General features: G+C 64.0%; 22 protein-coding genes. 9 read left to right on the top strand and 13 right to left on the bottom strand.

Annotated features, from left to right (window positions below):
• Nucleotides 1-4: 4 nt before the first annotated feature.
• Complete coding sequence (locus tag ACFO3A_RS04975) at nucleotides 5-565, top strand: KdsC family phosphatase (RefSeq protein WP_377724522.1); 561 nt, start codon at nucleotides 5-7, stop codon at nucleotides 563-565.
• Nucleotides 562-1,152, top strand: a complete 591-nt coding sequence (gene lptC, locus ACFO3A_RS04970; protein WP_377724519.1) for an LPS export ABC transporter periplasmic protein LptC — start codon at nucleotides 562-564, stop codon at nucleotides 1,150-1,152. Before ACFO3A_RS04975 ends, lptC begins: the two co-directional genes overlap by 4 nt.
• 7 nt (nucleotides 1,153-1,159) lie before the next feature.
• Here lptC and ACFO3A_RS04965 read toward each other — a convergent pair whose 3' ends face one another.
• Together ACFO3A_RS04965 and ACFO3A_RS04960 are read right to left on the bottom strand one after the other, a co-directional pair.
• Complete coding sequence (locus ACFO3A_RS04965) at nucleotides 1,160-1,498, bottom strand: RNA recognition motif domain-containing protein (protein ID WP_377724517.1); 339 nt, start codon at nucleotides 1,496-1,498, stop codon at nucleotides 1,160-1,162.
• A 166-nt stretch (nucleotides 1,499-1,664) separates the two neighbouring features.
• On the bottom strand, nucleotides 1,665-1,988 hold the full coding sequence (locus ACFO3A_RS04960; RefSeq protein ID WP_377724515.1) for an RNA recognition motif domain-containing protein: 324 nt from the start codon (nucleotides 1,986-1,988) through the stop codon (nucleotides 1,665-1,667).
• A gap of 235 nt (nucleotides 1,989-2,223) precedes the next feature.
• Here ACFO3A_RS04960 and ACFO3A_RS04955 point away from each other — a divergent pair, with 235 nt between their 5' ends.
• The 3 genes from ACFO3A_RS04955 to metW all read left to right on the top strand — a co-directional run bounded on the left by ACFO3A_RS04955 (nucleotide 2,224) and on the right by metW (nucleotide 4,646).
• Nucleotides 2,224-2,796, top strand: a complete 573-nt coding sequence (locus ACFO3A_RS04955; protein WP_377724513.1) for a TMEM165/GDT1 family protein — start codon at nucleotides 2,224-2,226, stop codon at nucleotides 2,794-2,796.
• Nucleotides 2,797-2,925: 129 nt separating this feature from the next.
• Nucleotides 2,926-4,065, top strand: coding sequence for a homoserine O-succinyltransferase MetX (gene metX / locus ACFO3A_RS04950; protein WP_377724511.1), 1,140 nt, complete (start codon nucleotides 2,926-2,928; stop codon nucleotides 4,063-4,065).
• Entirely contained in the window at nucleotides 4,062-4,646 is a 585-nt protein-coding gene (metW, locus tag ACFO3A_RS04945; RefSeq protein WP_377724509.1) for a methionine biosynthesis protein MetW, read from the top strand. Before metX ends, metW begins: the two co-directional genes overlap by 4 nt.
• 150 nt (nucleotides 4,647-4,796) lie before the next feature.
• Here metW and ACFO3A_RS04940 read toward each other — a convergent pair whose 3' ends face one another.
• Nucleotides 4,797-5,279 (bottom strand): MarR family winged helix-turn-helix transcriptional regulator, encoded by a 483-nt coding sequence (locus tag ACFO3A_RS04940; RefSeq protein WP_377724507.1) that lies wholly within the window; start codon nucleotides 5,277-5,279, stop codon nucleotides 4,797-4,799.
• A 109-nt stretch (nucleotides 5,280-5,388) separates the two neighbouring features.
• Here ACFO3A_RS04940 and recA point away from each other — a divergent pair, with 109 nt between their 5' ends.
• On the top strand, nucleotides 5,389-6,525 hold the full coding sequence (recA, locus tag ACFO3A_RS04935; protein ID WP_377724505.1) for a recombinase RecA: 1,137 nt from the start codon (nucleotides 5,389-5,391) through the stop codon (nucleotides 6,523-6,525).
• On the top strand, nucleotides 6,525-7,052 hold the full coding sequence (locus tag ACFO3A_RS04930) for a regulatory protein RecX (protein WP_377724503.1): 528 nt from the start codon (nucleotides 6,525-6,527) through the stop codon (nucleotides 7,050-7,052). Before recA ends, ACFO3A_RS04930 begins: the two co-directional genes overlap by 1 nt.
• A 98-nt stretch (nucleotides 7,053-7,150) precedes the next feature.
• Here ACFO3A_RS04930 and mltA read toward each other — a convergent pair whose 3' ends face one another.
• Nucleotides 7,151-8,308: a murein transglycosylase A gene (mltA, locus tag ACFO3A_RS04925; protein ID WP_377724501.1), complete on the bottom strand. Its 1,158-nt coding sequence runs from the start codon at nucleotides 8,306-8,308 to the stop codon at nucleotides 7,151-7,153.
• A gap of 96 nt (nucleotides 8,309-8,404) precedes the next feature.
• Between mltA and ACFO3A_RS04920 the strand changes: the two genes are divergently transcribed.
• Entirely contained in the window at nucleotides 8,405-9,067 is a 663-nt protein-coding gene (locus ACFO3A_RS04920) for a YiaD family glycine zipper/OmpA-like lipoprotein (RefSeq protein ID WP_377724499.1), read from the top strand.
• 152 nt (nucleotides 9,068-9,219) lie between these two features.
• Here ACFO3A_RS04920 and pntB read toward each other — a convergent pair whose 3' ends face one another.
• The 8 genes from pntB to ACFO3A_RS04880 all read right to left on the bottom strand — a co-directional run bounded on the left by pntB (nucleotide 9,220) and on the right by ACFO3A_RS04880 (nucleotide 20,083).
• Complete coding sequence (gene pntB / locus ACFO3A_RS04915) at nucleotides 9,220-10,635, bottom strand: Re/Si-specific NAD(P)(+) transhydrogenase subunit beta (protein ID WP_377724497.1); 1,416 nt, start codon at nucleotides 10,633-10,635, stop codon at nucleotides 9,220-9,222.
• A gap of 19 nt (nucleotides 10,636-10,654) precedes the next feature.
• Complete coding sequence (locus ACFO3A_RS04910; RefSeq protein WP_377724495.1) at nucleotides 10,655-12,232, bottom strand: Re/Si-specific NAD(P)(+) transhydrogenase subunit alpha; 1,578 nt, start codon at nucleotides 12,230-12,232, stop codon at nucleotides 10,655-10,657.
• A gap of 219 nt (nucleotides 12,233-12,451) precedes the next feature.
• Nucleotides 12,452-13,516, bottom strand: a complete 1,065-nt coding sequence (gene fba / locus ACFO3A_RS04905; RefSeq protein WP_377724494.1) for a class II fructose-bisphosphate aldolase — start codon at nucleotides 13,514-13,516, stop codon at nucleotides 12,452-12,454.
• 359 nt (nucleotides 13,517-13,875) lie between these two features.
• Nucleotides 13,876-15,312, bottom strand: a complete 1,437-nt coding sequence (gene pyk / locus ACFO3A_RS04900) for a pyruvate kinase (RefSeq protein ID WP_377724682.1) — start codon at nucleotides 15,310-15,312, stop codon at nucleotides 13,876-13,878.
• 66 nt (nucleotides 15,313-15,378) lie between these two features.
• Nucleotides 15,379-16,830 (bottom strand): bifunctional 2-methylcitrate dehydratase/aconitate hydratase, encoded by a 1,452-nt coding sequence (locus tag ACFO3A_RS04895; protein WP_377724492.1) that lies wholly within the window; start codon nucleotides 16,828-16,830, stop codon nucleotides 15,379-15,381.
• Nucleotides 16,831-16,860: 30 nt separating this feature from the next.
• Nucleotides 16,861-17,730, bottom strand: a complete 870-nt coding sequence (locus ACFO3A_RS04890; protein WP_377724490.1) for a hypothetical protein — start codon at nucleotides 17,728-17,730, stop codon at nucleotides 16,861-16,863.
• Nucleotides 17,731-17,925: 195 nt separating this feature from the next.
• Entirely contained in the window at nucleotides 17,926-19,227 is a 1,302-nt protein-coding gene (locus ACFO3A_RS04885; RefSeq protein WP_377724488.1) for a hemolysin family protein, read from the bottom strand.
• 19 nt (nucleotides 19,228-19,246) lie between these two features.
• Nucleotides 19,247-20,083: an undecaprenyl-diphosphate phosphatase gene (locus tag ACFO3A_RS04880; protein ID WP_377724486.1), complete on the bottom strand. Its 837-nt coding sequence runs from the start codon at nucleotides 20,081-20,083 to the stop codon at nucleotides 19,247-19,249.
• A gap of 521 nt (nucleotides 20,084-20,604) precedes the next feature.
• Here ACFO3A_RS04880 and dinG point away from each other — a divergent pair.
• A complete protein-coding gene (gene dinG / locus ACFO3A_RS04875; protein ID WP_377724484.1) occupies nucleotides 20,605-22,773 on the top strand; it encodes an ATP-dependent DNA helicase DinG in 2,169 nt (722 codons plus the stop codon).
• 817 nt (nucleotides 22,774-23,590) lie between these two features.
• Here dinG and ACFO3A_RS04870 read toward each other — a convergent pair.
• A complete protein-coding gene (locus ACFO3A_RS04870) occupies nucleotides 23,591-24,091 on the bottom strand; it encodes a Spy/CpxP family protein refolding chaperone (RefSeq protein ID WP_377724482.1) in 501 nt (166 codons plus the stop codon).
• Nucleotides 24,092-24,317 lie beyond the last annotated feature (226 nt).

The following is a 24,317-nucleotide window of genomic DNA, read 5'->3' as shown; positions in this document are numbered from 1 at the left end:
CGCCATGTCCCCCACCATGACCGCCCCCGCGCTCGATTTTCCGCCCGCTCTGCTGCTCAAGGCACAGGCGGTGCGCGTGGTGTTCTTCGACGTCGATGGCGTGCTGACCGACGGCGGGCTGTATTTCAGCGAGGCGGGCGAGACGCTCAAGCGCTTTCACACCCTGGACGGCCACGGCATCAAGCTGCTGCAACAGGCGGGCATCACCCCCGCCGTGGTGACCGGGCGGGACAGCGCCCCGCTGCGCCTGCGCCTGCGCCAGCTGGGGGTGCAGCACGCCATCTTCGGCACCGAGGACAAGCTGCCCGCCGCCCAGCAGATTCTGGACACTCTGGGCCTGCAATGGTCGCAGGCCGCAGCCATGGGCGACGACTGGCCCGACCTGCCCCTGCTGCGCCGCTGCGCCCTGGCCTGCGCCCCGGCCAATGCCCATCCGGAAAATCTGGCCCAGGCCGATTGGGTCAGCAGCCTGGCCGGCGGCCAGGGCGCAGTGCGCCAGCTGTGCGACCTGCTGCTGGTGGCCAGCGGCCAGTACCGCCGCCTGCTGGAGCAGTACCTGCCATGAAGACCACGCTGACCGACCGGGTGAACCTGTACCTGCCGGTGCTGCTGATGGGGCTGCTGGCCCTGGGCAGCTGGTGGCTGGTGCGCTCGGCCCCCAGGCCGCAACCGGTGCAGCAGACGGTGCTGGCCGATGACCAGCTCGATTACACGGTGGAAGACTTCTCCACCCAGCAGTTTGCCGCCGACGGCAGCCTGACCAGCCAGCTATGGGGCCAGCGGGCGCGGCACTACCTGAAGGCGGACATTCTGGAAATCGACCAGGTGCGCACGCGCAGCCTGGGGGCGCAGGCGGTGGTGACCACCAGCTCCGCCCAGCGCGGCATCAGCAACGGCGATGGCACGGAAGTGCAATTGTGGGGCGATGCCCGGGTCGAACGCAGCTACCCCGACGGCAAGCCGGCCCTGCTGCTGCAAGGCCAGTTCCTGCACGCCTGGCCGCAGCAGGAGCGGGTGCGCTCCCACCTGCCGGTGGTGCTGACCCGGGGCAGCAACCGGTTTACGGGGAACAGTCTGGAATATGACAACGTCAGCCAGGTGGCCCTGCTGAAAGGCCAGGTGCGCGGCGTCGTGCAGCCCAAAAAACGCTAGAACCTGTTTACAGCGTGCGCTGCTGCTGGCGCGGGCCCGTGCTGTAGGGGCTGCGAAAACCGTTGCGCGGGCTATTGGCCGGGCGCGGGGGGCGCGGCTGCATGGGGCGGGCGATGTTCACCACCAGGCTGCGCCCGCCCAGCTCCTTCCCGTGCAGGGCCGCAATGGCCGCCTGGGCCTGCGCGGCGTCGCCCATTTCCACGAAACCGAACCCCTTGGAGCGCCCGGTATCGCGCTCCAGCATGACCTTGGCGCTGGTGACGCTGCCGAAGGGGCTGAAAACCTGTTGCAGATCGTTGTCACGCAGGGCATAGGGAAGATTGCCCACGTACAGCTTGTTGTCCATGAACCGCTCCTGAAAAACTGCCTGCCGCAGAAGAGAGGAGGCGGCTGACTGGGCGGCCATCAAAGCATAAATTGCCCAGGCGGCAAAGCCGGATTTGCCCGAAAATGTCGCATCCAGGCATAAAAAAAGAGCCTGTTCGGCTCTTTTTTTGATTTAAAGCAAGCGCTTAGTAGCTGCTGCGACGGTTGTAACCACCGCCATTGCCGCCACCGAAGCCGCCGCCGGAACGGGGGGGACGGGCTTCCATCGGGCGGGCGATATTCACCACCAGATCACGGCCACCGAAGTTCTGGCCGTGGGTGCCGGCGATAGCGGCTTCGGCTTCAGCATCGCTGCCCATTTCCACAAAGCCGAAGCCCTTGGAGCGGCCGGTGTCGCGTTCCATCATGACTTTGGCGCTTTGCACCGAGCCGAAAGCGCCGAAGGTCTGTTCCAGATCTTGGTCGCGGAAAGAGTAAGGCAGGTTGCCTACGTAAAGTTTGTTGCCCATGACGGGACTCCTGAAAGAAAAAAAGAAACGCGATGGAGTCCTGGCCAGAATCACACAGACACGGTAGAGACGCAAACGCACTCGCTCTTGTGCCACTGCACGCTGAGAGCGCGGCCATTATCAGGGATGTCCACAACGCTTTTACAGGTTTTTTTAACAATTCATGTTCCATACAACACCTGTTTAAAACTGTGTGCCGCAGGGGTGATCTGGCGCAAGCACAATGCGCCCCGCTATGGAAGCCTTACTGATTTCAACTTTTGTCGTGGCGCTGGCCGAGATGGGCGACAAGACCCAGTTGCTGGCCCTGGTGCTGGCCGCGCGGTTTCAAAAACCGTGGCCGATCGTGGCGGGGATTTTCATTGCCACCGTGGCCAACCACGCCCTGGCCGGCGCCGTGGGCGTGTGGGTGACGCAGTGGCTGGGGCCGGACATGCTGCGCTGGGTGCTGGGCCTGTCGTTCATCGCCATGGCGCTGTGGATGCTGGTGCCCGACAAGCTCGACGACGAAGGCGTGCAGGAACACCCAGGCTGGGGCGTGCTGCTAACGACGACGGTGGCCTTCTTCCTGGCCGAGATGGGCGACAAGACCCAGATCGCCACGGTGATGCTGGCGGCGCAGTACCAGGCCTTCGTCTGGGTGGTGCTGGGCACCACGCTGGGGATGCTGCTGGCCAATGCGCCGGTGGTGTGGCTGGGCAACAAACTGGTGCGCCGGGTACCGATCCGGCTGGTGCATGGCGTTTCGGCGGCCATCTTTGCGGCGCTGGGGGTGCTGGCCCTGCTGTCGCCGACGCTTGGAGTATGATGGGCGCTTGCCGTTTTCGCGCCGATTTGCACCAGCTTGCGGGCGCTTTATAAATCCAGCTAAAGACCCGTCCGACGCAACATTCCCTCGTTCGCCCCGGCCTCGTTTTTAGCGATGCCGGGTTTTTTTATGTCCTTCATCGCCACACCTCAAACCATGCATTTCCCCGAGGCGCTGCCGCTGCAAAGCGGCGCCAGCATCCGGGATTACCGACTGGTCTACGAGACCTACGGCCAGCTCAACGCGGACAAATCCAACGCCGTGCTGGTCTGCCACGCCCTGAACGCCTCGCACCACGTTGCCGGGGTGTACCAGGACGAGGAGAAAAGCGAGGGCTGGTGGGACAACATGATCGGCCCGGGCAAGAGCGTGGATACGAACAAGTTCTTCGTCATCGGCGTGAACAACCTGGGGTCGTGCTTCGGCTCGACCGGGCCGAAGGATGTGAACCCGGACACCGGCACGGTGTATGGCGCGGATTTCCCGGTGGTGACGGTGGAGGACTGGGTGAACGCCCAGGCGCGGCTGCTCGACCGCCTGGGCATCACGCAACTGGCCGCCGTGCTGGGCGGCAGCCTGGGCGGGATGCAGGCACAGTCGTGGACGCTGCAATACCCCGAACGCATGCGCCACGCCGTGGTGGTGGCCAGTGCGCCCAACCTGACGGCGGAGAACATCGCCTTCAACGAAGTGGCCCGCCGCGCCATCGTGACCGACCCGGATTTTCACGGCGGCCACTTCTACCGGCACGGCGTGGTGCCGGCGCGGGGGCTGCGCATCGCCCGCATGATCGGCCACATCACCTACCTGAGCAACGATGTGATGAACCAGAAGTTCGGACGTCAGCTGCGCGAGGGGCTGGAGCTGAAATACAGCACGCAGGACATCGAGTTCCAGATCGAAAGCTACCTGCGCTACCAGGGCGACAAGTTCAGCACGTATTTCGACGCCAACACCTATCTGCTCATTACCCGGGCGCTGGATTACTTCGACCCGGCCCGCAGCTTCGGCGGGCAGCTGGCGCAGGCGTATGCACGGGCGCAGGCCAAGTTTCTGCTCATCAGTTTTTCGACCGACTGGCGGTTTGCGCCGGAGCGTTCGCGCGAAATCGTCAAGGCCCTGCTCGACAACGGACGGCAGGTCAGCTACGCCGAGATCGACGCGCCGCACGGCCACGATGCCTTTTTGCTGGACGACCCGCGCTACATGGGCGTGATGCGCTCGTATTTCGACAACATTGCCGCCGAACTGGCCAAGGAGGGCGTATGAGCGATACCGCAACCATGCAGGCCATTGCGGCCCTGATTCCCGCCGGGGCGCGGGTGCTTGACCTGGGCTGCGGCGAAGGGGCGCTGCTCGATTTTCTGCAACGCGAGCGCGGCTGCACCGGCTACGGCGTGGAGCTGAACGACGCCAACGTGCTGGCCTGCGTGCGCCGGGGCGTGAACGTGCTGCAACTCAACCTGGAAGACGGCCTGGCCATGTTCGAGGACAACAGCTTCGACGTGGTGTTGCAGATCGACACCCTGCAGCACCTGCGCAACGCCGAAACCATGTTGCAGGAAACCGCCCGCATCGGGCGCAGCGGCATCGTCGCCTTCCCCAATTTTGCGCACTGGCCCAACCGCCTGTCCGTGCTGCGCGGACGCATGCCGGTGACGCGCCACCTGCCCTACCAGTGGTACGACACACCCAACATCCGCGTCGGCACGTACAAGGATTTCGAGGTGCTGGCCACGAAAAACCGCCTGCGCATCCTGGACGCCTTCGGCCTGGACAACGGCCAGATCGTGCGCCGCCTGCCCAACCTGTGCGCCAGCCGGGCGGTGTTCCACTTTGAACATGCCTGAATAAAAATAGCTTTTTCCGCTGATGAATAAACGATTTCAAGGATAAAACACCTTGAAATCCAATGAATATCAGCGGTAACAGCTATGAATAAAGGCATTTCAGGCCCGCCACCGTTCGGCACCTGATCCGGCATCTGGTTTGGCACCGATTTACGCAGGCCGCCCCGCATCGGCCCCATACATCTCCAGGGCAATGCGCACCACGGTGGCCACTTCCTCGCCCACGGCGGCGGTAAATTCGGCCTCGGCCTGGGCGGTGGCGCGGGCAAAGCTTTGATACCACTGCAAACCGCTGGCGGTGTAGCACACGCGCTTGGCGCGGCGGTCCAGCGGGTCGGGGCGGCGTTCCACCAAGCCCCAGGCCTCGCACTGGTCGATCAGGTCGGCCATCGCCTGCTTGCTCATCCCGGCGCGGTCGGCCAGGTCGGTCAGGCGGTCGCCCTGGGGGCTCAAATGCCGCGTCATGTGGATGTGCGCGGCGCTGACCTTGTCGCGCTCGGCCAGATTGGACAAGGCCAGCGGCGCCGCCGCATCCTGCACCATCAACTGGCGCACCTGGGTATCGAACTGGCGTAGCGCGTGGCCAAGCAATTGGCCCAGATGGGTCTGGCGCCAGGCATCATCGTTGGACATGGTCAGTTTTCCTAAAAATCAAACAAACTGACGAAATTATAGCGATTCCGTGTTTTACATTACTGGTCATTCATCCAGTAATTGATTTTTTCTTCCCAGGAGTTTCCCCATGAACGCCACCGCCCGCACCCCCGCCACCGCTGCTGCCGCCGACCCCGGCGAAAAAGCCAAAGCCCTGGCCGCCGCCCTGGCGCAGATCGAAAAGCAGTTCGGCAAGGGCACCATCATGAAACTGGGCGAGGGTGAAGCGGTGGAGGACATCCAGGTCGTCTCCACCGGCTCGCTGGGGCTGGATGTGGCCCTGGGCGTCGGCGGCCTGCCGCGCGGCCGGGTGATCGAAATCTACGGCCCGGAATCGTCCGGCAAAACCACGCTGACCTTGCAGGTGATTGCCGAGATGCAAAAAATCGGCGGCACCTGCGCCTTCATCGACGCCGAACATGCGCTGGACACCGGCTACGCGCAAAAACTGGGCGTGAACCTGGGCGACATCCTCATCAGCCAGCCCGACACCGGCGAACAGGCGCTGGAAATCGTCGATAGCCTGGTGCGCTCCGGCGCGGTCGACCTGATCGTCATCGACTCCGTGGCCGCCCTGGTGCCCAAGGCCGAAATCGAAGGCGAAATGGGCGACGCCCTGCCCGGCCTGCAGGCGCGGCTGATGAGCCAGGCGCTGCGCAAGCTGACCGCCACCATCAAGAAGACCAACTGCACCGTCATCTTCATCAACCAGATCCGCATGAAGATCGGCGTCATGTTCGGCAGCCCCGAAACCACCACCGGCGGCAACGCGCTGAAGTTCTACGCCTCGGTGCGCCTGGACATCCGCCGCACCGGCAGCATCAAGAAGGGCGACAACGTCATCGGCAACGAAACCAAGGTCAAGGTGGTGAAGAACAAGGTCTCGCCCCCGTTCAAGACCGCCGCGTTCGACATCCTGTTCGGCGAAGGCATCTCCCGCATGGGCGAGATCATCGACATGGGGGTGGAGGCCAAGGTGCTGGACAAATCCGGCGCCTGGTATGCCTACAACGGCGAAAAAATCGGCCAGGGCCGCGACAACACCCGCGAATTCCTGAAAGAAAACCCCGCGCTGGCCGCCGAAATCGAAAACAAGGTGCGCGAACACCTGGGCATCGCCCGCACCGCCGCGCCTGTGCAGCCCGCCGCCGATAGCGCCGACAAACCCGCCAAGCCGGCCAAGGCGAAAAAAGGCGAGGTCGATGAGGATGGCGTAATCCTGTAATGGCTGCCGCGCCCCTGAGCCTGACCGCCCGGGCGCTGCGCCTGCTCGCGCAACGCGAGCATTCGCGCCTGGAGCTGGAGCGCAAGCTGCAACGCTTCGTGCAGCCCCAGACGCGGGAGGCGCAGGAAGCAGATGAGGCCGACGGCCCAGCCCATACCGCCCTCGACAATGCACCGCCAGAAGACCTGGCCGCCGTACTGGACAAGCTCGAAGCCAAAGGCTTCATCCAGCCCGAGCGCGTGGCCCAGTCCGTGCTGTACCGCCGCGCCCCGAAACTGGGCAGCCAGCGCGTGTTGCAGGAGCTGCGGCAGAAAGGGCTGGACGAAGCCATCGTGCGCCAGGCCGCCGAAACCCTGCGCGACAGCGAACACCAACGCGCCTGGGCGGTATGGCAGCGCAAGTTCGGCCAGCCTGCTGCCACACCCCAGGAACGCGCCCGGCAAATGCGCTTTCTGGCCAGCCGGGGCTTTGCCATGGACGTGATCGGCAAGGTGGTGCGCGGCATGGCGCCGCTGGCAGAAGAATGAAAAAAAGGAGCTTGTTGCGCTCAAAGAAAAAGGATTTCAGAGGCTTTTACCTTTGAAATCCTTTTTTCATCAGCGCAAAGCGCTATTTTTTATCAGTTCTACGGTCTGGCCCCCTTGGGCCACAACGCCCACAGGCGCAAATCCTGCTTGGTGCGCCCGGCAACCTCCCCTGCCTCCTCGCCCCAGCCCATGAAATAGTCGGCCCGCACCGCGCCGACGATGGCGCTGCCCGTGTCCTGGGCCAGCACCAGCCGGCTCAAGGCCTGGGTCGGGCCGCTGCTGAACAGCCACACCGGCGTGCCGTAGGGAATGCTGGCGCGATCGACGGCGATGGAACGCTCCGGCGTCAGCGGCACGCCCTGGGCGCCCTTGGGACCGAAGTGGCTGCTGACTTCATCCAGCGTTTCCTCCTTGAAGAAGACGTAGCGCGGATTGCTCCAGAGCATTTCCTGCACGCGCTGCGGGTTGGCCTGCGTCCAGGCGCTGATGCCCGGCCAGGTAGCGTCGCGCACCAGATTGCGATCCAGCAGCCATTTGCCGACGCTGCGGTAGGGATGGTCATTGGTGGCGGCAAAGGCGGCGCGAATCTGGTGCTGGTACCCGTCCGGTTCCGTGATGAGCAGGCGGCCCGACCCCTGGATGTGCAGGATCAGCACCTTGACCGGGTCGTCCAGCCAGGCAATCTCGCGCCCGGCCAGGGCGCTTTGCACCTGGGGCAAGGTATCGATCTGCTGGCGCGTGAACCAGGGCTTGCGGCTGCCCAGACTGGCCGGCGGGGCGTACAGCGGGTAGCGGAACTGCGCATCGGGCTGGCGCCGGGCAGTGAAGAACGGTTCGTAATACGCCGTCAGCATTCCGCTGCTCTGGCCACTGCGGTCTTCCACCCGGTAGGGCTGCATGTGGGTTTGCAACCAGTGCCAGATCTGCGGCGGGCTGGCCAGGCTCAGGCGCCGGATGTCCGGGCACAGCGCGGCCAGGGCAGCGGGCGGATTCTCGCAACTGTGCTGCCAGGCTTGCAGGGCCTGGTGGATGTCGTCTTCGGCCAGACCCGGCAGCTCCGTCCAGCGCACGGGAATCCAGCGGCTTTGGGCGCGGACGATGGGCGAGGGCAGGGGGGCGGTATCGGCCACCATGCCCGAAGGCAGATGGGCCGCTTTGTCAGCGATGGTGACGCTGTCCTTGCGCGGCGTGGAGCAAGCCAGCAAACTGCCTACAATCAAAAGCAGCAAGGCACGGGGCAAAAAAAGTGCGGTCATGGGGGCCGATTTTGCGCCAAGTCAGACCGCCTCCCGGGGCCGTGCCGATGCAGTGTTGGAAGCGCCAGCCATCTGGCCAGACGAAAGGACTGTCTTATGCGTAAAACAATGACGATTACCGCCACCGCCCTGGTGGCAGCCTTGACCATCGGCGGCTGTGCCGACACTGGCGGCATGACCGATACCCAGCGGCGCACGGCCATCGGCACGGGCGTGGGCGCCATCGCTGGGGCGGCCATTGCTTCGGCCACCGGCGGCAAGGCGGGCGTGGGCGCCGTGGCCGGCGCAGCGGTGGGGGGCATCGGCACCTACATCTGGTCGGCCAACATGGAAAAGCGCAAGCGCGAGATGGAAGCGGCCACCCAGGGCACCGGCATCGGCGTGAGCCAGACGGCGGACAACCGCCTGAAGCTGGACATCCCCAGCGACGTTTCGTTCGACACCGGCCGCTACGACATCAAGAGCAACTTCGCCCCGGTACTCAACCGCTTTGCCGAAGGGCTGCGCAACACCAAAAACTACACGGTGGACATCATCGGCCACACCGACAGCACGGGCAGCGATGCCATCAACAACCCGCTGTCGGTCAACCGCGCCAACGCCACGCGCAACTACCTGATCAACCGGGGCGCGGACGGCACCCGCATCTACACCGAAGGCCGTGGCTCGCGCGAGCCGATTGCCACCAACGCCACCGCCCAGGGCCGGGCGCAGAACCGCCGCGTGGAAATCTACATGGGCGAAGTGGCTGCCCAGTAACCGGGGGGCTGACGGGGCGGATGCTGCCGCCCTCTATCCCCCCAAAAAAAGAGCTGGTTGCGCTTGCTATTCATGAATTTCAGGATTGTTCACCCCTGAAATACCGATGAATAAAGCGCAACCAGCTATTTTTTTAGCAGTTTTCTACCAGATCAGCCCTTGAGCGCCCCCAGCACTTCGTCGAGCATTTTCTTGGCATCGCCGAACAGCATGCGGTTGTTCTCCTTGTAGAACAGCGGGTTGTCCACCCCGGCGTAGCCCGAGGCCATGCTGCGCTTCATGACGATGCTGGTCTTGGCCTTCCACACTTCCAGCACCGGCATGCCGGCAATCGGGCTGTCCGGGTCTTCGGCGGCGCTGGGGTTCACGATGTCGTTGGCACCGATGACGATGGCCACGTCGGTGTCGGGGAAGTCGTCGTTGATTTCGTCCATCTCCATCACGATGTCGTAGGGCACCTTGGCCTCGGCCAGCAGCACGTTCATGTGGCCGGGCATCCGGCCCGCGACGGGGTGGATGGCAAAGCGCACGTTCACGCCCTGCTCGCGCAGGGTCTGGGTGATTTCAAACACCGTGTGCTGGGCCTGCGCCACGGCCATGCCGTAGCCGGGAACGATGACCACTTCCTTGGACTGGCGCAGCAGCTCGGCGGCTTCCTGGCTGCTGACGGGCACGACTTCGCCCTGTGGTTCTGCCGGTTGCCCGCCGGCCGCCTTCTTGGCCGGTGCGCCGCCGCCGAAGCCGCCGGCAATCACGCTGATGAAGTTGCGATTCATGGCGTTGCACATGATGTACGACAGGATGGCGCCGCTGGAGCCGACCAGCGCCCCGGTGACGATGAGCAGGTCGTTGGACAGCATGAAGCCCGTGGCCGCTGCCGCCCAGCCCGAATAGCTGTTGAGCATGGAGACGACCACCGGCATGTCCGCCCCGCCGATGGCCATGACCATGTGAATGCCGAACAGCAGGGCGATCACCGTCATGACGATCAGGGGCACCATGCCGGATTGCACGTCGGGCGCGGCCAGGAACTCCTTGCCGAACCAGATCACCACCAGCAGCGCCACCAGATTGAGCCAGTGGCGGGCGGGCAGCAGCAGCGGCTTGCCGCCGATGCGGCCATTGAGCTTGCCGAAGGCGATCAGCGAACCCGAGAAGGTGATGGCGCCGATCAGGATGCCGACGTAGATTTCCACCTCATGGATGGTTTTTTCCACACCGGTCAGAGGCACGGCGGTATCGACATAGCTGGCAAAGCCGACCAGGCAGGCAGCCAGGCCGACCAGGCTGTGCATGAGGGCGACCAGCTCGGGCATCTGCGTCATCTTGACGACGCGGGCAGCGTACAGGCCGATGCCGCCGCCAATGGCCAGGGCGCCGACGATCCAGGCCATGCCCGAGGGGCTGACGCGCGGGCCGAACACGGTGGCCAGCACGGCCAGCGCCATGCCGACCATGCCCAGCAGATTGCCCCGGCGCGAGGTTTCGGGATTGGACAGGCCGCCCAGGCTGAGGATGAAAAGAATGGCCGCCCCCAGGTAGGCCACGGTTGCAAGACTTTGGGACATTTTTTGTCTTCCTTTGTTCTTATTTGCGGAACATGGCCAGCATGCGGCGCGTGACGGCAAAGCCGCCGAACATGTTGATGGCCGTCAGCACCAGGGCGGCAAACGCCAGCCACAGAATCAGCCCGTCGGGCCGACCCGCGCTGCCCATTTCGGGCGGGGCGATCTGCACCAGCGCCCCGATGGCGATGATGCTGGAGATGGCGTTGGTCACGCTCATCAGCGGCGTGTGCAGCGCGGGGGTGACGTTCCACACCACCATATAGCCGATGAAGCAGGCCAGCACGAACACCGTGAAGTGCCCCAGGAAGGCCACCGGGGCATACGCACCGATCACCCAGAACAGCGCGGCCAGCACGGCAAAAACGATGGACAGGGTCTTGCCCGACATCGGTTTGCCGGGGCCGTGGGCGGATTTTTTCTCGGCCACCGGTGCTGCTGCCGCCGCCTTGGGCGCGGGCGCCGGGGCGGTTTTCAGCGGGGGGGCGGGCCAGGTGAGTTCGCCGTCCTTGATCACGGTCAGGCCACGGATGGCATCGTCTTCCATGTTCACCACGGCCACGCCGTCCTTGGCCTTGCACAGCTCTTCGAGCAGGCGCAGCAGGTTGGTGGCATACAGCGTGGAGGACTGCTTGGCCAGGCGCGAGGCCAGATCGGTGTAGCCGAGGATGGTCACGCCGTGGCGCACCACGGCCTCGTTCGGCACGGTCAGCTCGCAGTTGCCGCCTTGCTCGGCGGCCATGTCGACGATGACGCTGCCGGGCTTCATGCTCTGCACCATCTCGGCGGTAATCAGCTTGGGCGCCGGTTTGCCGGGGATGAGGGCGGTGGTGATGATGATGTCGGCGTTCTGCGCCTCTTGCGCGTACATCTGGCGCTGCGCGGCCTGGAAGCCCTCGCTCATGACCTTGGCGTAGCCGCCGCCGCCTGCGCCGTCTTCCTCGTAATCGACCTTGACGAACTGCCCGCCCAGGGATTTGACCTGGTCGGCCACCTCGGCCCGCGTGTCGTTGGCCCGCACGATGGCGCCCAGGTTGGCCGCCGTGCCGATGGCCGCCAGACCGGCCACACCGGCCCCGGCGATGAACACCTTGGCCGGGGGCACCTTGCCTGCCGCCGTGATCTGGCCGTTGAAGTAGCGGCCAAAGGCATTCGCCGCCTCGATCACGGCGCGGTAGCCCGAGACGCCTGCGGTGGAGGTGAGCGCATCCATCTTCTGCGCCCGGCTCAGGGTGCGCGGCAGGCAGTCGATGGCCAGCACGGTGGCCTGCTTGGCCTGCAGCGCAGCCATCAGCGCCGGGTTCTGCGCGGGCCAGACAAAGCCGATCAGCAAGGTGCCGGGGCGCATCAGCGCCACTTCCGCCTCGCTGGGCGGGCGCACCTTCAGCACGATGTCCGAAGCGGCCCACAGCGCTGCCGCGTCGGGCAGCACCTCGGCCCCGACGGCCTGGTAGGCCGCGTCGTCACAATGGGCCGCAGCGCCGGCACCCGATTGCACGGCCACGGAAAAGCCCAGCTGGATGAGCTTGGTCACCACCTCGGGAACGGTGGCGACGCGCTTTTCCAGCGGCAGGGTTTCGCAGGGAATACCAATTTTCATGTCCGTCTTCCTTTTATCTATGCGTTTTCAGCATAGCTATTTACATTTTTTTAATAAATCAAAAAAGCTTACATGAAAATTGCAGACTATTTTTAGCACGTTCGTTCTTTTTGTAGAAATGCGACATCGCGTTTACCTACGCCGGCCCTAACGAAAAAACCCGCTGCGCAGGGCACAGCGGGTTTGCAGTTGGGTTGGATGGCCGGTAAGGGGCGAGCTTTAGTTCACGGTTTGCTTGAGTTCGCCGGCGGCGTACTTTTTCGCCATCTGCTCCAGGGTGTAGCCCTTGATCTTGCTGCCCTGGCCTTCGCAGCCGAACTCCAGGTAGCGCTGCTTGCAGATGGCCTTGGCGGCTTCGCGGGCCGGTTTCATCCATTCGCGCATGTCGAACTTCTCGGGGTTTTCCACCTGGAACTTGCGCACCGCGCCGGTCATGGCCATGCGGATGTCGGTATCGATGTTCACCTTGCGCACGCCGTGCTTGATGGCTTCCTGGATTTCCTGCACCGGCACGCCGTAGGTCTGCTTCATCTTGCCGCCGAACTGGTTGATGATGGCCAGCAGGTCTTGGGGCACCGAGCTGGAGCCGTGCATCACCAGATGGGTGTTGGGCAGGCGGGCGTGGATTTCCTTGACGCGCTGGATGGACAGCACGTCGCCGGTGGGCGGGCGGGTGAATTTGTACGCGCCGTGGCTGGTGCCGATGGCAATGGCCAGGGCGTCGAGCTGCGTGGCCTGTACGAACTGGGCGGCTTCCTCGGGGTCGGTGAGCATCTGGCTGTGGTCGAGCTTGCCGACGGCACCGATGCCGTCTTCCTCACCGGCTTCGCCGGTTTCCAGGCTGCCCAGGCAGCCCAGTTCGCCTTCCACCGTGGCGCCGATGGCGTGGGCCATTTCCACGACCTGGCGGGTCACATCGACGTTGTAGTCGAACGCAGAGGGCGTTTTGCCGTCGGCCAGCAGCGAGCCGTCCATCATCACCGAGCCGAAGCCCAGCGCCAGGGCGCCCCGGCACACTTCGGGGCTGGTGCCGTGGTCCTGGTGCATGACCAGGGGGATGTGGGGATAGGCCTCGGTGGCGGCCAGGATCAGGTGCTTGATGAACGATTCGCCGGCGTATTTGCGGGCCCCGGCGCTGGCCTGCAGGATGACGGGGGCGCCCACTTCGTCGGCAGCGGCCATGACGGCTTGCACCTGCTCCAGGTTATTGACGTTGAAGGCGGGAATGCCGTAGCCCGCTTCGGCAGCGTGGTCGAGCATTTCGCGCATGGAAATCAAAGGCATGGTGGTGTCCGATCAAAAAAGGAAAGAAAAAACAGGTAACTGCGTCGTAACCCGCGATTTTAGCGGGGCTGGCTCATGTTCCGCCAAGCGCTAAGAGCGTATTCAATGTCTTTTCATGATGTCTGCAAGGCAGCCAACCGCCGCAATCTAGGCGCGTGCCGCAGGCCAGGCTGGTGGCCTGGTCAAGGTGCGCAACGACGAGTGCGGCTGTTGGCTGCCTTGCCCGAAGGGTTGCTCCGCCAAGACAGCATCTGCGGCGTTGCAAATCCTCGCCGGGCCACCAGCCCGGCTGCGGTTTGCGCCTTGCATCTGCCGCCTTGGCGGGGCAACGGACATCATGAAAAGACATTGAATACGCTCTAAGCCACCCGGCAGATTTGCAGCATGTTCGTGCCGCCGGGCTGGCCCATGGGTTCGCCGCAGGTGATGGCATAAACGTCGCCGGGCTGGACGATGCCGCGCTCGCGCAGATGGCTTTCGGCTTGTTGCAGGGCGTGGTCGCGTTCGGCGCTGATGTCCATCAGCAGGGGGCTGACGTTGCGGTACAGCGCCATCCTGCGCTGGGTGGCGGGCTTGGGGGTCAGCGCATAAATCGGGATGTGGATGCGGTGGCGGCTCATCCACAGCGCGGTCGAGCCGCTGTCGGTCATGGCCACGATGGCCTTGGCGCCCAGGTGGTGGGCGGTGAACAGCGCCCCCAGGGCGATGGACTGGTCGATGCGGGTGAAGTGGCGCCGGGTGAAGTCGGCATCGGCGCCCAGATCTTCGGCGGCCTCGGCGGCGGCGCAGATGTGCGCCATTTCGCGCACCGTCTCCAGCGGGTATTTGCCCACTGCCGTCTCGGCACTGAGCATGACGGCATCGGTGCCGTCCAGCACCGCATTGGCCACGTCGCTGACTTCGGCACGGGTGGGCAGGGCGTTGGTAATCATGCTTTCCATCATCTGCGTGGCGGTGATGACCAGCTTGTCCATGGCGCGGGCCATGCGGATCATTTTTTTCTGCAGCGCCGGTACGGCGGCGTTGCCCACTTCGACGGCCAGGTCGCCCCGGGCGACCATGATGCCGTCGCTGGCCCGCAGGATGTCCTCCAGGTGGGGAATGGCCTCGGCGCGTTCGATCTTGGCAATCAGGCCGGGGCGGTGGCCGGTGCCTGCGGCGGCCACGGTGCAAAGCTGGCGGGCCATTTCCATGTCGGTGGCGGTTTTCGGGAAGCTCACGGCCACGTAATCGGCGCCCAGCTGCATGGCGGTTCTGATGTCCTCCATGTCCTTGGCGGTCAGCGCCGGGGCGGTCAGGCCGCCGCCCTGCTTGTTGATGCCCTTGTTGTTGGACAGTGCGCCGCCGACCACCACTTCGGTATGCACGGCATCGCCCAGCACGCGCTGGACGCGCAGCACGATCAGCCCGTCGTTGAGCAGCAGCACGTCGCCGGTGCGCACGTCCTGCGGCAGCTCCTTGTAGTCCAGCCCCACGCCTTCGCTGTCGCCGGGGGCGGTGCGGGCCGCATCCAGCACGAAGGCGGCGCCTTCGCGCAGGTACACCGTGCCGGCGGCAAAGGTGCCGACGCGGATTTTCGGCCCCTGCAGGTCGGCCATGATGGCCACCTCGCGCCCGGCGCGGCGCGAGGCTTCGCGCACGGCTTCGGCACGGGCGATGTGTTCCTGGGCGCTGCCGTGGCTGAAGTTCAGGCGCACCACGTTCACGCCCGTGGCGATCATGCGCGTGAGCAGATCCACGTCACTGGATGCCGGGCCGAGCGTTGCCACGATTTTGGTAGCGCGGCGGATATACATGGCGGGGGGCATGGGCAGTCTCCTTGTTGTGTGCAGCCTGCCTATCCTAGCCGGTAGAACCCGGGTTCAAGGCACAAGCCAGGCATCGACCCATTCATTGACGGCCAGTACGGCCAGGGTGTCGGTACTGCTGCTCAGTGCCTCGATCTGCGCCTGCTGGCGCGGGGCATAGCGCAGGGCCAGGTTGGCGCGGAATTTTTCCAGCAGCAGCGGGATGCCTTCGGCACGGCGACGGCGGTGGCCCAGGGGGTATTCGCACAGCACTTCATCCAGCACGGTGCCGTCGTGCAGGGTGACGGTGAGGGCGCTGGCGATGGAGCGTTTATCGGGGTCGTGGTAGTCGCGCGTCAGTTGCGGGTCTTCTTCGGTGTGGATTTTTCTGCGCAGGGCGTCGATGCGCGGGTCGGCGGCCACACCGTCTTCGTAGTCGGCAGCGGTCAGGCGGCCAAAGATCAGCGGCACGGCGATCATGTACTGCACGCAGTGGTCGCGGTCGGCGGGGTTGTTCAGCGGCCCCTGCTTGTCGATGATGCGCAGGCAGGCGGCATGGGTGCGCAGGCGGATATGGGCAATGTCGTCGGCGCTCTTGCCCAGCGCCTGCAATTGCCGGTGCAGCTGCAGGGCGCATTCCACCGCCGTTTGCGCGTGGAACTCGGCCGGGAAGGCAATTTTGAACAGGATGTTTTCCATCACGTAGCTGCCATAGGGGCGCTGAAATCGGAAGGCCTGGCCTTTGAACAGCACGTCGTAAAACCCCCAGGTGGGGGCGCTCAATACGCTGGGAATGCCCATTTCGCCCGCCCCCGCCATCAGCGCCAGGCGCACGGCGCGGCTGGTGGCGTCGCCCGCCGCCCAGGATTTGCGGCTGCCGGTGTTGGGCGCGTGGCGGTAGGTGCGCAGGCTGCCGCCGTCGGCCCAGGCCAGGGTGAGGGCATTGGCGGCCTCGGCCTGCGACAGGCCGAGCAAATGCGCCGCGACGGCGGTGGAGGCCACGCGCACCAGCAGCACATGGTCCAGCCCCACCTGGTTGAAGGAATTTTCCAGCGCCAGGCAGCCCTGGATTTCATGCGCCTTGACCATGGCCAGCAGCACGTCGTGCATGCGCAGCGGCGCCTTGCCCTGGGCCAGCGCGGTGCGCGAGCGCCAGTCGGCCACGGCCAGAATCGCGCCCAGGTTGTCGGAGGGGTGGCCCCACTCGGCCGCCAGCCAGGTGTCGTTGAAGTCCAGCCAGCGCACCATGCAGCCGATGTCGAAGGCGGCCTGCACGGGGTCGAGCACATGGTTGGTGCCGGGCACCCGGGCTCCATGGGGCACGACGGTTCCAGGCACGATGGGGCCGAGCAGCTTGGTACACGCCGGGTAGTTCAATGCCTGCAGGCCGCAGCCCAGGGTGTCGAGCAGGCACAGCCGCGCAGTCTCCAGCGCCAGGGTGCCGGCGCTGGTGGTGCCGTAGACGTAGCGCACGATGTCGGCAATCACCGGGTCGAGGGGGGTGGGGGCTTTGCTGGGAATGGGCATGGTGCGCTCCTGGGGCGATGGTGTTCAAAGTCACTGCACGGCGGTGGCGGCAGCCCGCTGGCGGGCCAGGGCGTGCAAGGCGGCAGCGTTGTCCAGATGCGGCAGCACGGTGTGCGCCAGGTGCTGCCACAGCGTTTGCACCCGGGCCAGTCCGTGCTGCCACAGCGCCAGCCGCTCTGCCACCGGGGCCTGGGTGATGCTGGCGTACAGCGGCAAGGTGCGGGTGCAGGCCACGGCGTCCAGTTCACGCACGCTGCTGCGCAGGGCGGCACAGGCGGCCACGGCGGTGTCGAGCTGCCCGGCGGGCAGTTGCGGCAGGTGCAGGGCGGCGCGGGCCAGGGTGCGTTCCTCGGCCAGGACGGCGTTGAGCTGGGCGGCCAGCGGGGCGGTGCGTTCGCGCTCGAACTCCGGCGCGTAGCAGACGGGGGAGGCCAGCTCGGCGCTGGAGGCGGCAAAGATCGGCCACAGGCGGTGGGCCTCGGCCAGCACCTGCGCCAGCGGCTGCGCATCGGGGGCCAGGCGGCCACCATGCGCCCCTTGGTCCAAAGCCTGCACCAGACCGCGCCCATCGACGATGCCGTCGGCCACGACGGGGATGCTCAGTACCGCCAGGGCCGTTTGCAACCATGCCACGGGAACGGCCACCGCCGCTGCGCCTGCCTCCTGCGCTTGCAGCGCTGCCCGGGCCGACGCGGCGGGGACGAGACGGCCCGGCAGGGCGGCCTTGCCACCGTACCCCCAGCGCAACGCCGGGCTGGGCCCCCAGGCCGGGGCGACCTGCGCATCCGCCGCCACCCCTTGCACGGCGCCGGTGGCATCCGGCCCGTGGGCAATCAAGGGTACACGCAGGCCGAGCAGGTCGGTCAGGAGGGTGGCAGGCAGCACGGTGCGGTAGGGCATGGGCACTCCGGGGCAAGGGGAGTCCATGATGCAAAGCCCCGGGCGCTTGTGCAAACCGCCGACGGCTTCACTGCCGTTGGCAGCAGGGGTATAAAAAAGGAGCTGTTTCCGCTGATAAACAAACGTTTTTATAGATAAAAATACCTGAAAACGTTTGTTTATCAGCGGAAAAAGCTACCGGTTTATTGGATTCCTCTATTCCTCAACGGGCAGCGGCAGTTGCACCGCCTGCACCTTGTCGATGATCTTGCCGTCCATGTCCACTACCTCGAACTCCCAGCCTTGCCAGACGATCTTGTCGGTTTCCGTGGGCAGGCGGCCGGTCAGCAGCATGAGCATTCCGCTCAGGGTCTGGTAGCGGCCCTTGTCTTCTTCGGGCAGTTTCTTCAGCCCCAGGCGGTCTTTGAGTTCAAAAATCGGGATGTGGCCATCCAGCAGCCAACTGCCGTCGCTGCGCTGCACGGCCCAGGCATCGGCGGGGTTTTCGGGGACAAATTCGCCGGTGATGGCTTCGATCAGATCGCGCAGATCGACCACGCCCAGCACTTCGCCGTACTCGTCAATCACAAACGACAGGCGGGCGCCGTGGGCCTTGAAGTTTTCCAGCAGCTCCAGGCCGGTGATGGTTTCGGGGATGTACACCGGGGGTTCCCACAGCGCCCGGGCCTGCAGCAGGCTGTGCTGGTTCTGGATAAGTTGCAGCAGCCATTGGCGGGTATTGAGGACGCCCAGGACTTTTTCCAGACTGCCGTCGATCACCGGGAAACGGGTGTGCCCGTGCCGGGCGATCAGCGCCAGATGGGCTTCCACGCTGTCGTTGATGTCCAGGCAGACCACGTCCGAGCGCGGCACCATGAGCGACGATATCTGCCGGTCGTCCAGCCGGAACAGGTTGCGCACCATGCGATGCTCCTGCACCTCGATGGCCCCCGAGTCGGTGCCTTCGGCCAGGACGGCATGGATCTCGTCCTCGGTCACGGCCTGCTCGGCCATCTCGCGCACGCCCAGCAGGCGCAGCACCCCCTGGGTGGAGAGGGTGAGCAGGAACACGAACGGCCGGGTGAACTGCGCCAGCCAGTGAATCGGGCGGGCCACCAGCCGGGCAATCGCCTCGGGGTTGGACTGCCCCAGGCGCTTGGGCACCAGCTCGCCAATCACGATGGAAAGATAGGTGATCGTCACCACCACCAGGGCCGTGGCCACGGTGCGAGCCGTGGCGCTGCTCAACCCGCCCTGCACCAGCCACTGCGCCAGGGGCTGGGCCAGGGCGGCTTCGCCCAGCACGCCATTCAGCACGCCGATCGAGGTAATACCGATCTGGATGGTGGAGAGAAAGCGCGTGGGCTGCTGCCCCAGCGCGATCGCCGCCGCTGCGGCGCTGTCGCCCTCGTCCAGGTACTTTTGCAGCCGGGCCTTGCGGGCCGTGACCAGGGCGATCTCGGCCATGGCGAACAGGCCGTTCAGAACAATCAACCCCAGCAGAATGAGCGCTTGCATGGCCGTCCCCGGAACCTGTTTACTGCACCCACCCGGCCCACAGGCCGAGCAGCAGCAGGCTCCCCAGCGCGATGCGGTAGGCGACGAACACGCCGAAGCCCTTGGTCGAAATCAGCCGCATGAACCACACGATCACCGCATAGCCCACGGCAAACGCCACCGCCGTGGCTGCCAGCGTCATGGCCCATTGCTCGCCGCCCATCGGCTCGCGCTTGAACAGCAGCATGTAAAAGCCCGACAGCAGCACGGCAGGAATGGCCAGCAAAAAGGAGAACCGCGCTGCCGCCTCGCGTGAGAGACCCAGCAGCAAACCCACCGTGATGGTGCCGCCCGAACGCGACACGCCAGGAATCAGCGCCATCGCCTGGGCAAAGCCCAGCAGCACGCCATCCTTGACGGTGAGTTGGGCAATGCTGCGCGTCTGGCTGCCGCGTTTCTCGGCCCAGCCCAGGATCACGCCGAACACGATCAGCATGATGGCCGTCAGCAACAGGGTGCGGAAAGTCGTCTCGATCACATCCCGCAGCAGCAGCCCCAGCACGCTGATCGGGATGGTGCCCAGAATCACCAGCCACGCCACCTTGGCATCCACGCCCAGGGGCTGGCGTCCCAGGCGCGGCAGGCTGTGCCACCAGGCCAGCAGCATCCGCACCACGTCGCGGCGGAAATAGATCAGCACCGCCAGTTCGGTACCCAGCTGGGTGATCGCCGTAAACGCCGCGCCCGGATCGCCGCCCCCGGGCAGCAACGGCCCCAGGATGCGCAAGTGGGCGCTGGAGGAGATGGGGAGAAATTCCGTCAGGCCCTGCACCAGTCCCAGAACCAGAGCATCGACCCAGCCAAACGAGGCATACATGACAAAGCGCCTTTCAAGCGAAACAAACACCGGCCGCCGTGGGGCACGGCACGGCCGCCGCCCAGGGCGGGCGCTAGTGTAGCGATGCCCGACACGACCCCCTGACGGTCAGGATTGCCAGGGTAGCTTCCAGGCATTGCACACCGCATAAAAATTACAAAAGTAAAAAATAACGTTTTAAATTTCTTTTATTTTGTAATTTATTTTATTGAACTGAGGTATTTTTCCGCCTCCGTTTCGGAGAAGGCAGTGGTAAAAATTTTTCCTGCGCTGCGGCAGGTTTCACACTTTCGCACAGGCTGTTGATAAAAATTTTTCATCATTCCTTAAAAACAACTTAGACCATGCTTTCCCCGATTTATACACACTCGGGAAACAAGTCTTCCGAAGGGCTGTTCGGCAGCAAAATTTCCACCGAACCAGAAATCCATAAAATTCCTTATCCGGTTCCTTCTCTTTTGCTGTCGCAATTTTTATAAATTCGGCAGGCTGCCACGGCTTTTGCCCTTTTCCTCCTGTTTATGAGCACCTCCGCATGGGCCGCACACGCCCTTCAGGCCTTCGATGACGTCGTCGCCGCCCAGCCCCAGCTGCGTCCCCGGGCCGGGCAGCGGGAAATGGCCGCCCAAGTGGCCCGGACTTTTGCCATTGCCCCCCTGGGCAAGGAGGCCGAGCCGGGGGAAGGCGCCGCCGCCATCGTCCCGGCGATTGCCGTCATCCAGGCCGGCACGGGGGTGGGCAAATCCCTGGCCTACAGCGCCCCGGCCATTGCCATGGCATTGCAGCGCGGCACCCGGGTGGTCATCTCCACCGCCACCGTGGCGCTGCAAGAGCAATTGGTGAACAAAGACCTGCCCGCGCTGGCGCAGCACCTGGGGCAGCCGTTTCGCTACGTCCTGGCCAAGGGGCGCGGCCGCTTTGTCTGCCAGCTCAAGCTCGACCGGCTGGTCGGCTCGGCCGATCTGTACGCCGAAGAAGCCGATGATTTATTTGCGGAAACCTTGCCCGCCAAACCCGCCGGGCAGGCCGAACGCCAGGCCCAGCAGCAGTTCTACGCCAGCATGGCCGAGGCGCTGACCAAAGGCCGCTGGGACGGCGACCGCGACAGCCTGGAGACGCCCCCGGCCCCCGAAGCCTGGGCCCCGGTGGCCGCCGAGGGCAGCTCCTGCACCGGGCGGCACTGCCCGGCCTTTCAAAGCTGCAGCTACTACGCCCGGCGCAAGGAACTGGTGGCTGCGCAGGTCATCGTCGTCAATCACGATCTGCTGCTGTCCTCCCTGGGTGCCCGCCTGCTACCCGAGCTGGACAACTGCCTGCTGGTGCTGGACGAGGCCCACCATCTGCCGGCCACCGCCCTGGCGCAGTTTGCCTGCAGCATGGATTTGTCCCGTCTGCAATGGCTGGACAAGCTCGCCAGCCGGGCGCTGCGCATCGGCCAGTTGCTGGAGGTCGGGGAGATTGCCGACATCCCCGGTCACAGCAGCGGCCTGCGCCAGCAGATGGGGCAACTGGCCCAGGCGGTGATGGCGCAGTACGGCGAAACGCTCAAAAGCCCCGAGGCCCGCTTTGGCCCGGCCAGCGCCCGTGTCCCCAGGGGAATGCTGCCCGAAGCGCTCCTGCCGCCTCTGGAGGCCATCCAGGGGCATGGCGCCGGCCTGCTGGAGGTGCTGCGTGCCATTGCCAAGGCGCTGCGCAGCACCATCAAGGACAGCCCGGACGAAGCCCCGCGCCTGGCCGCCCTGTACGCCCAGTTGGGCAGCCTGGCGCCCCGCCTGGAGGCGGTCTACGCCACCACCGAGCTGCTGCTGCAAGCCGGCACGCCGCAGGCTGCCCCGGCGGCCAAATGGTTCACCCTGGAGATGGACGGCGAATGGATTGCCCTGCAGGCGCACGCCAGCCCCATCCTGCCGGGCAGCACCTTGCGCCAGCACCTGTGGAGCCAGGTGCGCGGGGCCGTACTGACCTCGGCCACGCTGGCCAGCTGCGGCAGTTTCGACTTTTTTCTGCGCGAAGCGGGCCTGCACGAATTTCCGGGGCTGACCACGCTGGCCGTGGCCAGCCCCTTCAACTATGCCGAGCAAGGCGTGCTGCTGGCCCACCATACCCAGGCCGACCCGAAACATGCCGGGCCGTTCACCGAGGAAATGGTGCGCACCCTGCTGCACGACCTAGCCCAGGTAGATGCCGGGGCCCTGGTGTTATTCACATCCCGCGAGCAGATGCGCCAGGCTGTGGATGCCCTGCCCGGCGCCCTGCGCAGCCAGGTACTGGTGCAAAACACCATGCCCCGGGCCACCTTGCTGGCCACCCATCAGACCCGGGTGGAGAACGGGCAGGCGTCGATCATTTTCGGAATGCAGTCCTTTGGCGAAGGGTTGGACCTGCCCGGCGCCCTGTGCGCCGCGCTGTTCATCACCAAACTGCCCTTTGCCCCGCCCGATGACCCGGTGGGCGAGGCCCGTGCCGAATGGCTGCGCAGCAGCGGGCGCAATCCCTTCAACGATCTGGTCGTGCCGGCCACCGCCATTCGCCTGGCCCAGTGGGTTGGACGGGCCATTCGCACCGAACACGACCATGCCCGGGTGTATTGCTATGACCGGCGGCTATGCGTGACCAGTTACGGCCAGCAGATCCAGAAAAGCCTGCCGGAGTTTGTCTTCCAGCAGCGTTTTCCACAGGTTGCACACTGAATCTGGCTGTGAAGAAAAATTTTCATCTGCTGGTTAATGCTTTGAGAATCAATGGGTTGAAAAGAAAATTTCAATCTCTTATGCACAATTTGTTTTTTACTTCTGGCTGCCAACTTCCCTATGTTTCTGTGCGCCGCCATGTGTTTTTTTGGATGTCTTCTTTATCTTTTTTAAAAGATTAGTAGGTAATAGTAGTAAGCCCGTCCTTTCTGTGGACAAGTGGTTTTCTCTTTATTTTTCAACGCTGTTTTTTATCCATCACGGTGGGGAGAGTGCCCTGCATGGCACATGGATGCTTCCTGAATAGTTTTGGTTTTTCCATCCATTCTGTGGATAAGCATGATCTTATTCACAAATTTTCCCCAGCGGTTTTTGCGCTGTTTTTGAAGATAAGTTATTGATAAATAACAGAATAGTCCATTGAAATCAGTATGTGGACAGTTTTCTCCATGCCCGCCTGACGGACAGTGAACGAAATGATGAAAAAATGGAGGGGGTTCCATTTTTTTGGATTGCCATTGCTATCTCTTAATATTAATTTTTTAAAATAGTAAGAGTAATAGAGTTCGGCATCTTCTGTGGATAGATGAAAAATTTCTTTCCATTTCAATGCCTTGTCCGGCACCAAAGTATGTGGGCCAGCCCGGTGACAAGCCGGATGCCCGATGGGGGTAACTTGAAAGTTGCCTGCCGCTGTGTGGATAAATTGACTTTACGCGCTTCTTTCCACACAGGCTTATGCACAGGCGTGGCAGAAATTTTGCATAAAAAAACAGGCCCGTAGGCCTGTTCAAAGCGGTGCTGGAGGCAGCCGTTGTTACATTTTTGGATGTGCATGGTGCTTGCGCATCATGCGTTTGCCATCCTGGTGCAGGCTGTCGAAGGCCTTTTGTTGTTGGGGATTGAGGCTGGTGTAGAACTTGCGGGTCGCCTGGTCGCGCTGGTCGGCGTTTTTCTGGTGGGTTTTACGCATTTGTGCCTTCCAATCCAGCCGTTCCAGGGTCGTCATGTCCTTGGGGTGTTTGGCATCGGCCTGGGGCGGGGTGGGAACGGGCGGCTGCATGGCGGCAACGTAGGCATCCCACGCGGCCTGCTGCTGGGGTTGGAGCTGTAAAAGATTTTTCATGCGCTCCCAGCGTTGCGCCTGCCTTTGTTGCAGGTACTGGGTCTTGTCCTGCAGATGGCGGTCGTGCTGCTGTACGCGGTGCATCGGTGCCGGCGAGGGGGGCGGCGGAGCGTCCTGGGCCATGGCGGCGCTGGCCAGAAGGCCGCTGAAACTGGCAATGGTGGCCAAACGGAGCAGGGAAGTGCGTTGCATGGAAGTTTCCTTTCAGGAGAAAGCGGGATGGGCTGCAGGAAAACTTTTTTCAACTCCTGCAGTGCATGGCCGCCAGTGTGCGCATCCTGTGTAAGCCTTCGGTGTGGCTTTGCTGCTGTTGTGTAAAGTAGCGCGAAGTGCTGCCAATTTAATAGAGAAAATGGCATAAAACCCTTGTGTAGAAAGCGCTAACAGCTCTCTTTATTTTTTAATGGAAAGATGCAAC

The organism is Comamonas nitrativorans, from assembly GCF_042654765.1.
GTDB lineage: Bacteria > Pseudomonadota > Gammaproteobacteria > Burkholderiales > Burkholderiaceae_C > Comamonas > Comamonas nitrativorans.
The sequence above is the reverse complement of the archived record's forward strand: the minus strand, read 5'-3'. Positions and strand labels throughout refer to the sequence as shown.

Coding starts and splice junctions, on each gene's coding strand:
- ACFO3A_RS04975 (WP_377724522.1), top strand. CDS start 5: ATGTCCCCCACCATGACCGCCCCCGCGCTCGATTTTCCGCCCGCTCTG.
- lptC (WP_377724519.1), top strand. CDS start 562: ATGAAGACCACGCTGACCGACCGGGTGAACCTGTACCTGCCGGTGCTG.
- ACFO3A_RS04965 (WP_377724517.1), bottom strand. CDS start 1,498: ATGGACAACAAGCTGTACGTGGGCAATCTTCCCTATGCCCTGCGTGAC.
- ACFO3A_RS04960 (WP_377724515.1), bottom strand. CDS start 1,988: ATGGGCAACAAACTTTACGTAGGCAACCTGCCTTACTCTTTCCGCGAC.
- ACFO3A_RS04955 (WP_377724513.1), top strand. CDS start 2,224: ATGGAAGCCTTACTGATTTCAACTTTTGTCGTGGCGCTGGCCGAGATG.
- metX (WP_377724511.1), top strand. CDS start 2,926: ATGTCCTTCATCGCCACACCTCAAACCATGCATTTCCCCGAGGCGCTG.
- metW (WP_377724509.1), top strand. CDS start 4,062: ATGAGCGATACCGCAACCATGCAGGCCATTGCGGCCCTGATTCCCGCC.
- ACFO3A_RS04940 (WP_377724507.1), bottom strand. CDS start 5,279: ATGTCCAACGATGATGCCTGGCGCCAGACCCATCTGGGCCAATTGCTT.
- recA (WP_377724505.1), top strand. CDS start 5,389: ATGAACGCCACCGCCCGCACCCCCGCCACCGCTGCTGCCGCCGACCCC.
- ACFO3A_RS04930 (WP_377724503.1), top strand. CDS start 6,525: ATGGCTGCCGCGCCCCTGAGCCTGACCGCCCGGGCGCTGCGCCTGCTC.
- mltA (WP_377724501.1), bottom strand. CDS start 8,308: ATGACCGCACTTTTTTTGCCCCGTGCCTTGCTGCTTTTGATTGTAGGC.
- ACFO3A_RS04920 (WP_377724499.1), top strand. CDS start 8,405: ATGCGTAAAACAATGACGATTACCGCCACCGCCCTGGTGGCAGCCTTG.
- pntB (WP_377724497.1), bottom strand. CDS start 10,635: ATGTCCCAAAGTCTTGCAACCGTGGCCTACCTGGGGGCGGCCATTCTT.
- ACFO3A_RS04910 (WP_377724495.1), bottom strand. CDS start 12,232: ATGAAAATTGGTATTCCCTGCGAAACCCTGCCGCTGGAAAAGCGCGTC.
- fba (WP_377724494.1), bottom strand. CDS start 13,516: ATGCCTTTGATTTCCATGCGCGAAATGCTCGACCACGCTGCCGAAGCG.
- pyk (WP_377724682.1), bottom strand. CDS start 15,312: ATGTATATCCGCCGCGCTACCAAAATCGTGGCAACGCTCGGCCCGGCA.
- ACFO3A_RS04895 (WP_377724492.1), bottom strand. CDS start 16,830: ATGCCCATTCCCAGCAAAGCCCCCACCCCCCTCGACCCGGTGATTGCC.
- ACFO3A_RS04890 (WP_377724490.1), bottom strand. CDS start 17,730: ATGCCCTACCGCACCGTGCTGCCTGCCACCCTCCTGACCGACCTGCTC.
- ACFO3A_RS04885 (WP_377724488.1), bottom strand. CDS start 19,227: ATGCAAGCGCTCATTCTGCTGGGGTTGATTGTTCTGAACGGCCTGTTC.
- ACFO3A_RS04880 (WP_377724486.1), bottom strand. CDS start 20,083: ATGTATGCCTCGTTTGGCTGGGTCGATGCTCTGGTTCTGGGACTGGTG.
- dinG (WP_377724484.1), top strand. CDS start 20,605: ATGAGCACCTCCGCATGGGCCGCACACGCCCTTCAGGCCTTCGATGAC.
- ACFO3A_RS04870 (WP_377724482.1), bottom strand. CDS start 24,091: ATGCAACGCACTTCCCTGCTCCGTTTGGCCACCATTGCCAGTTTCAGC.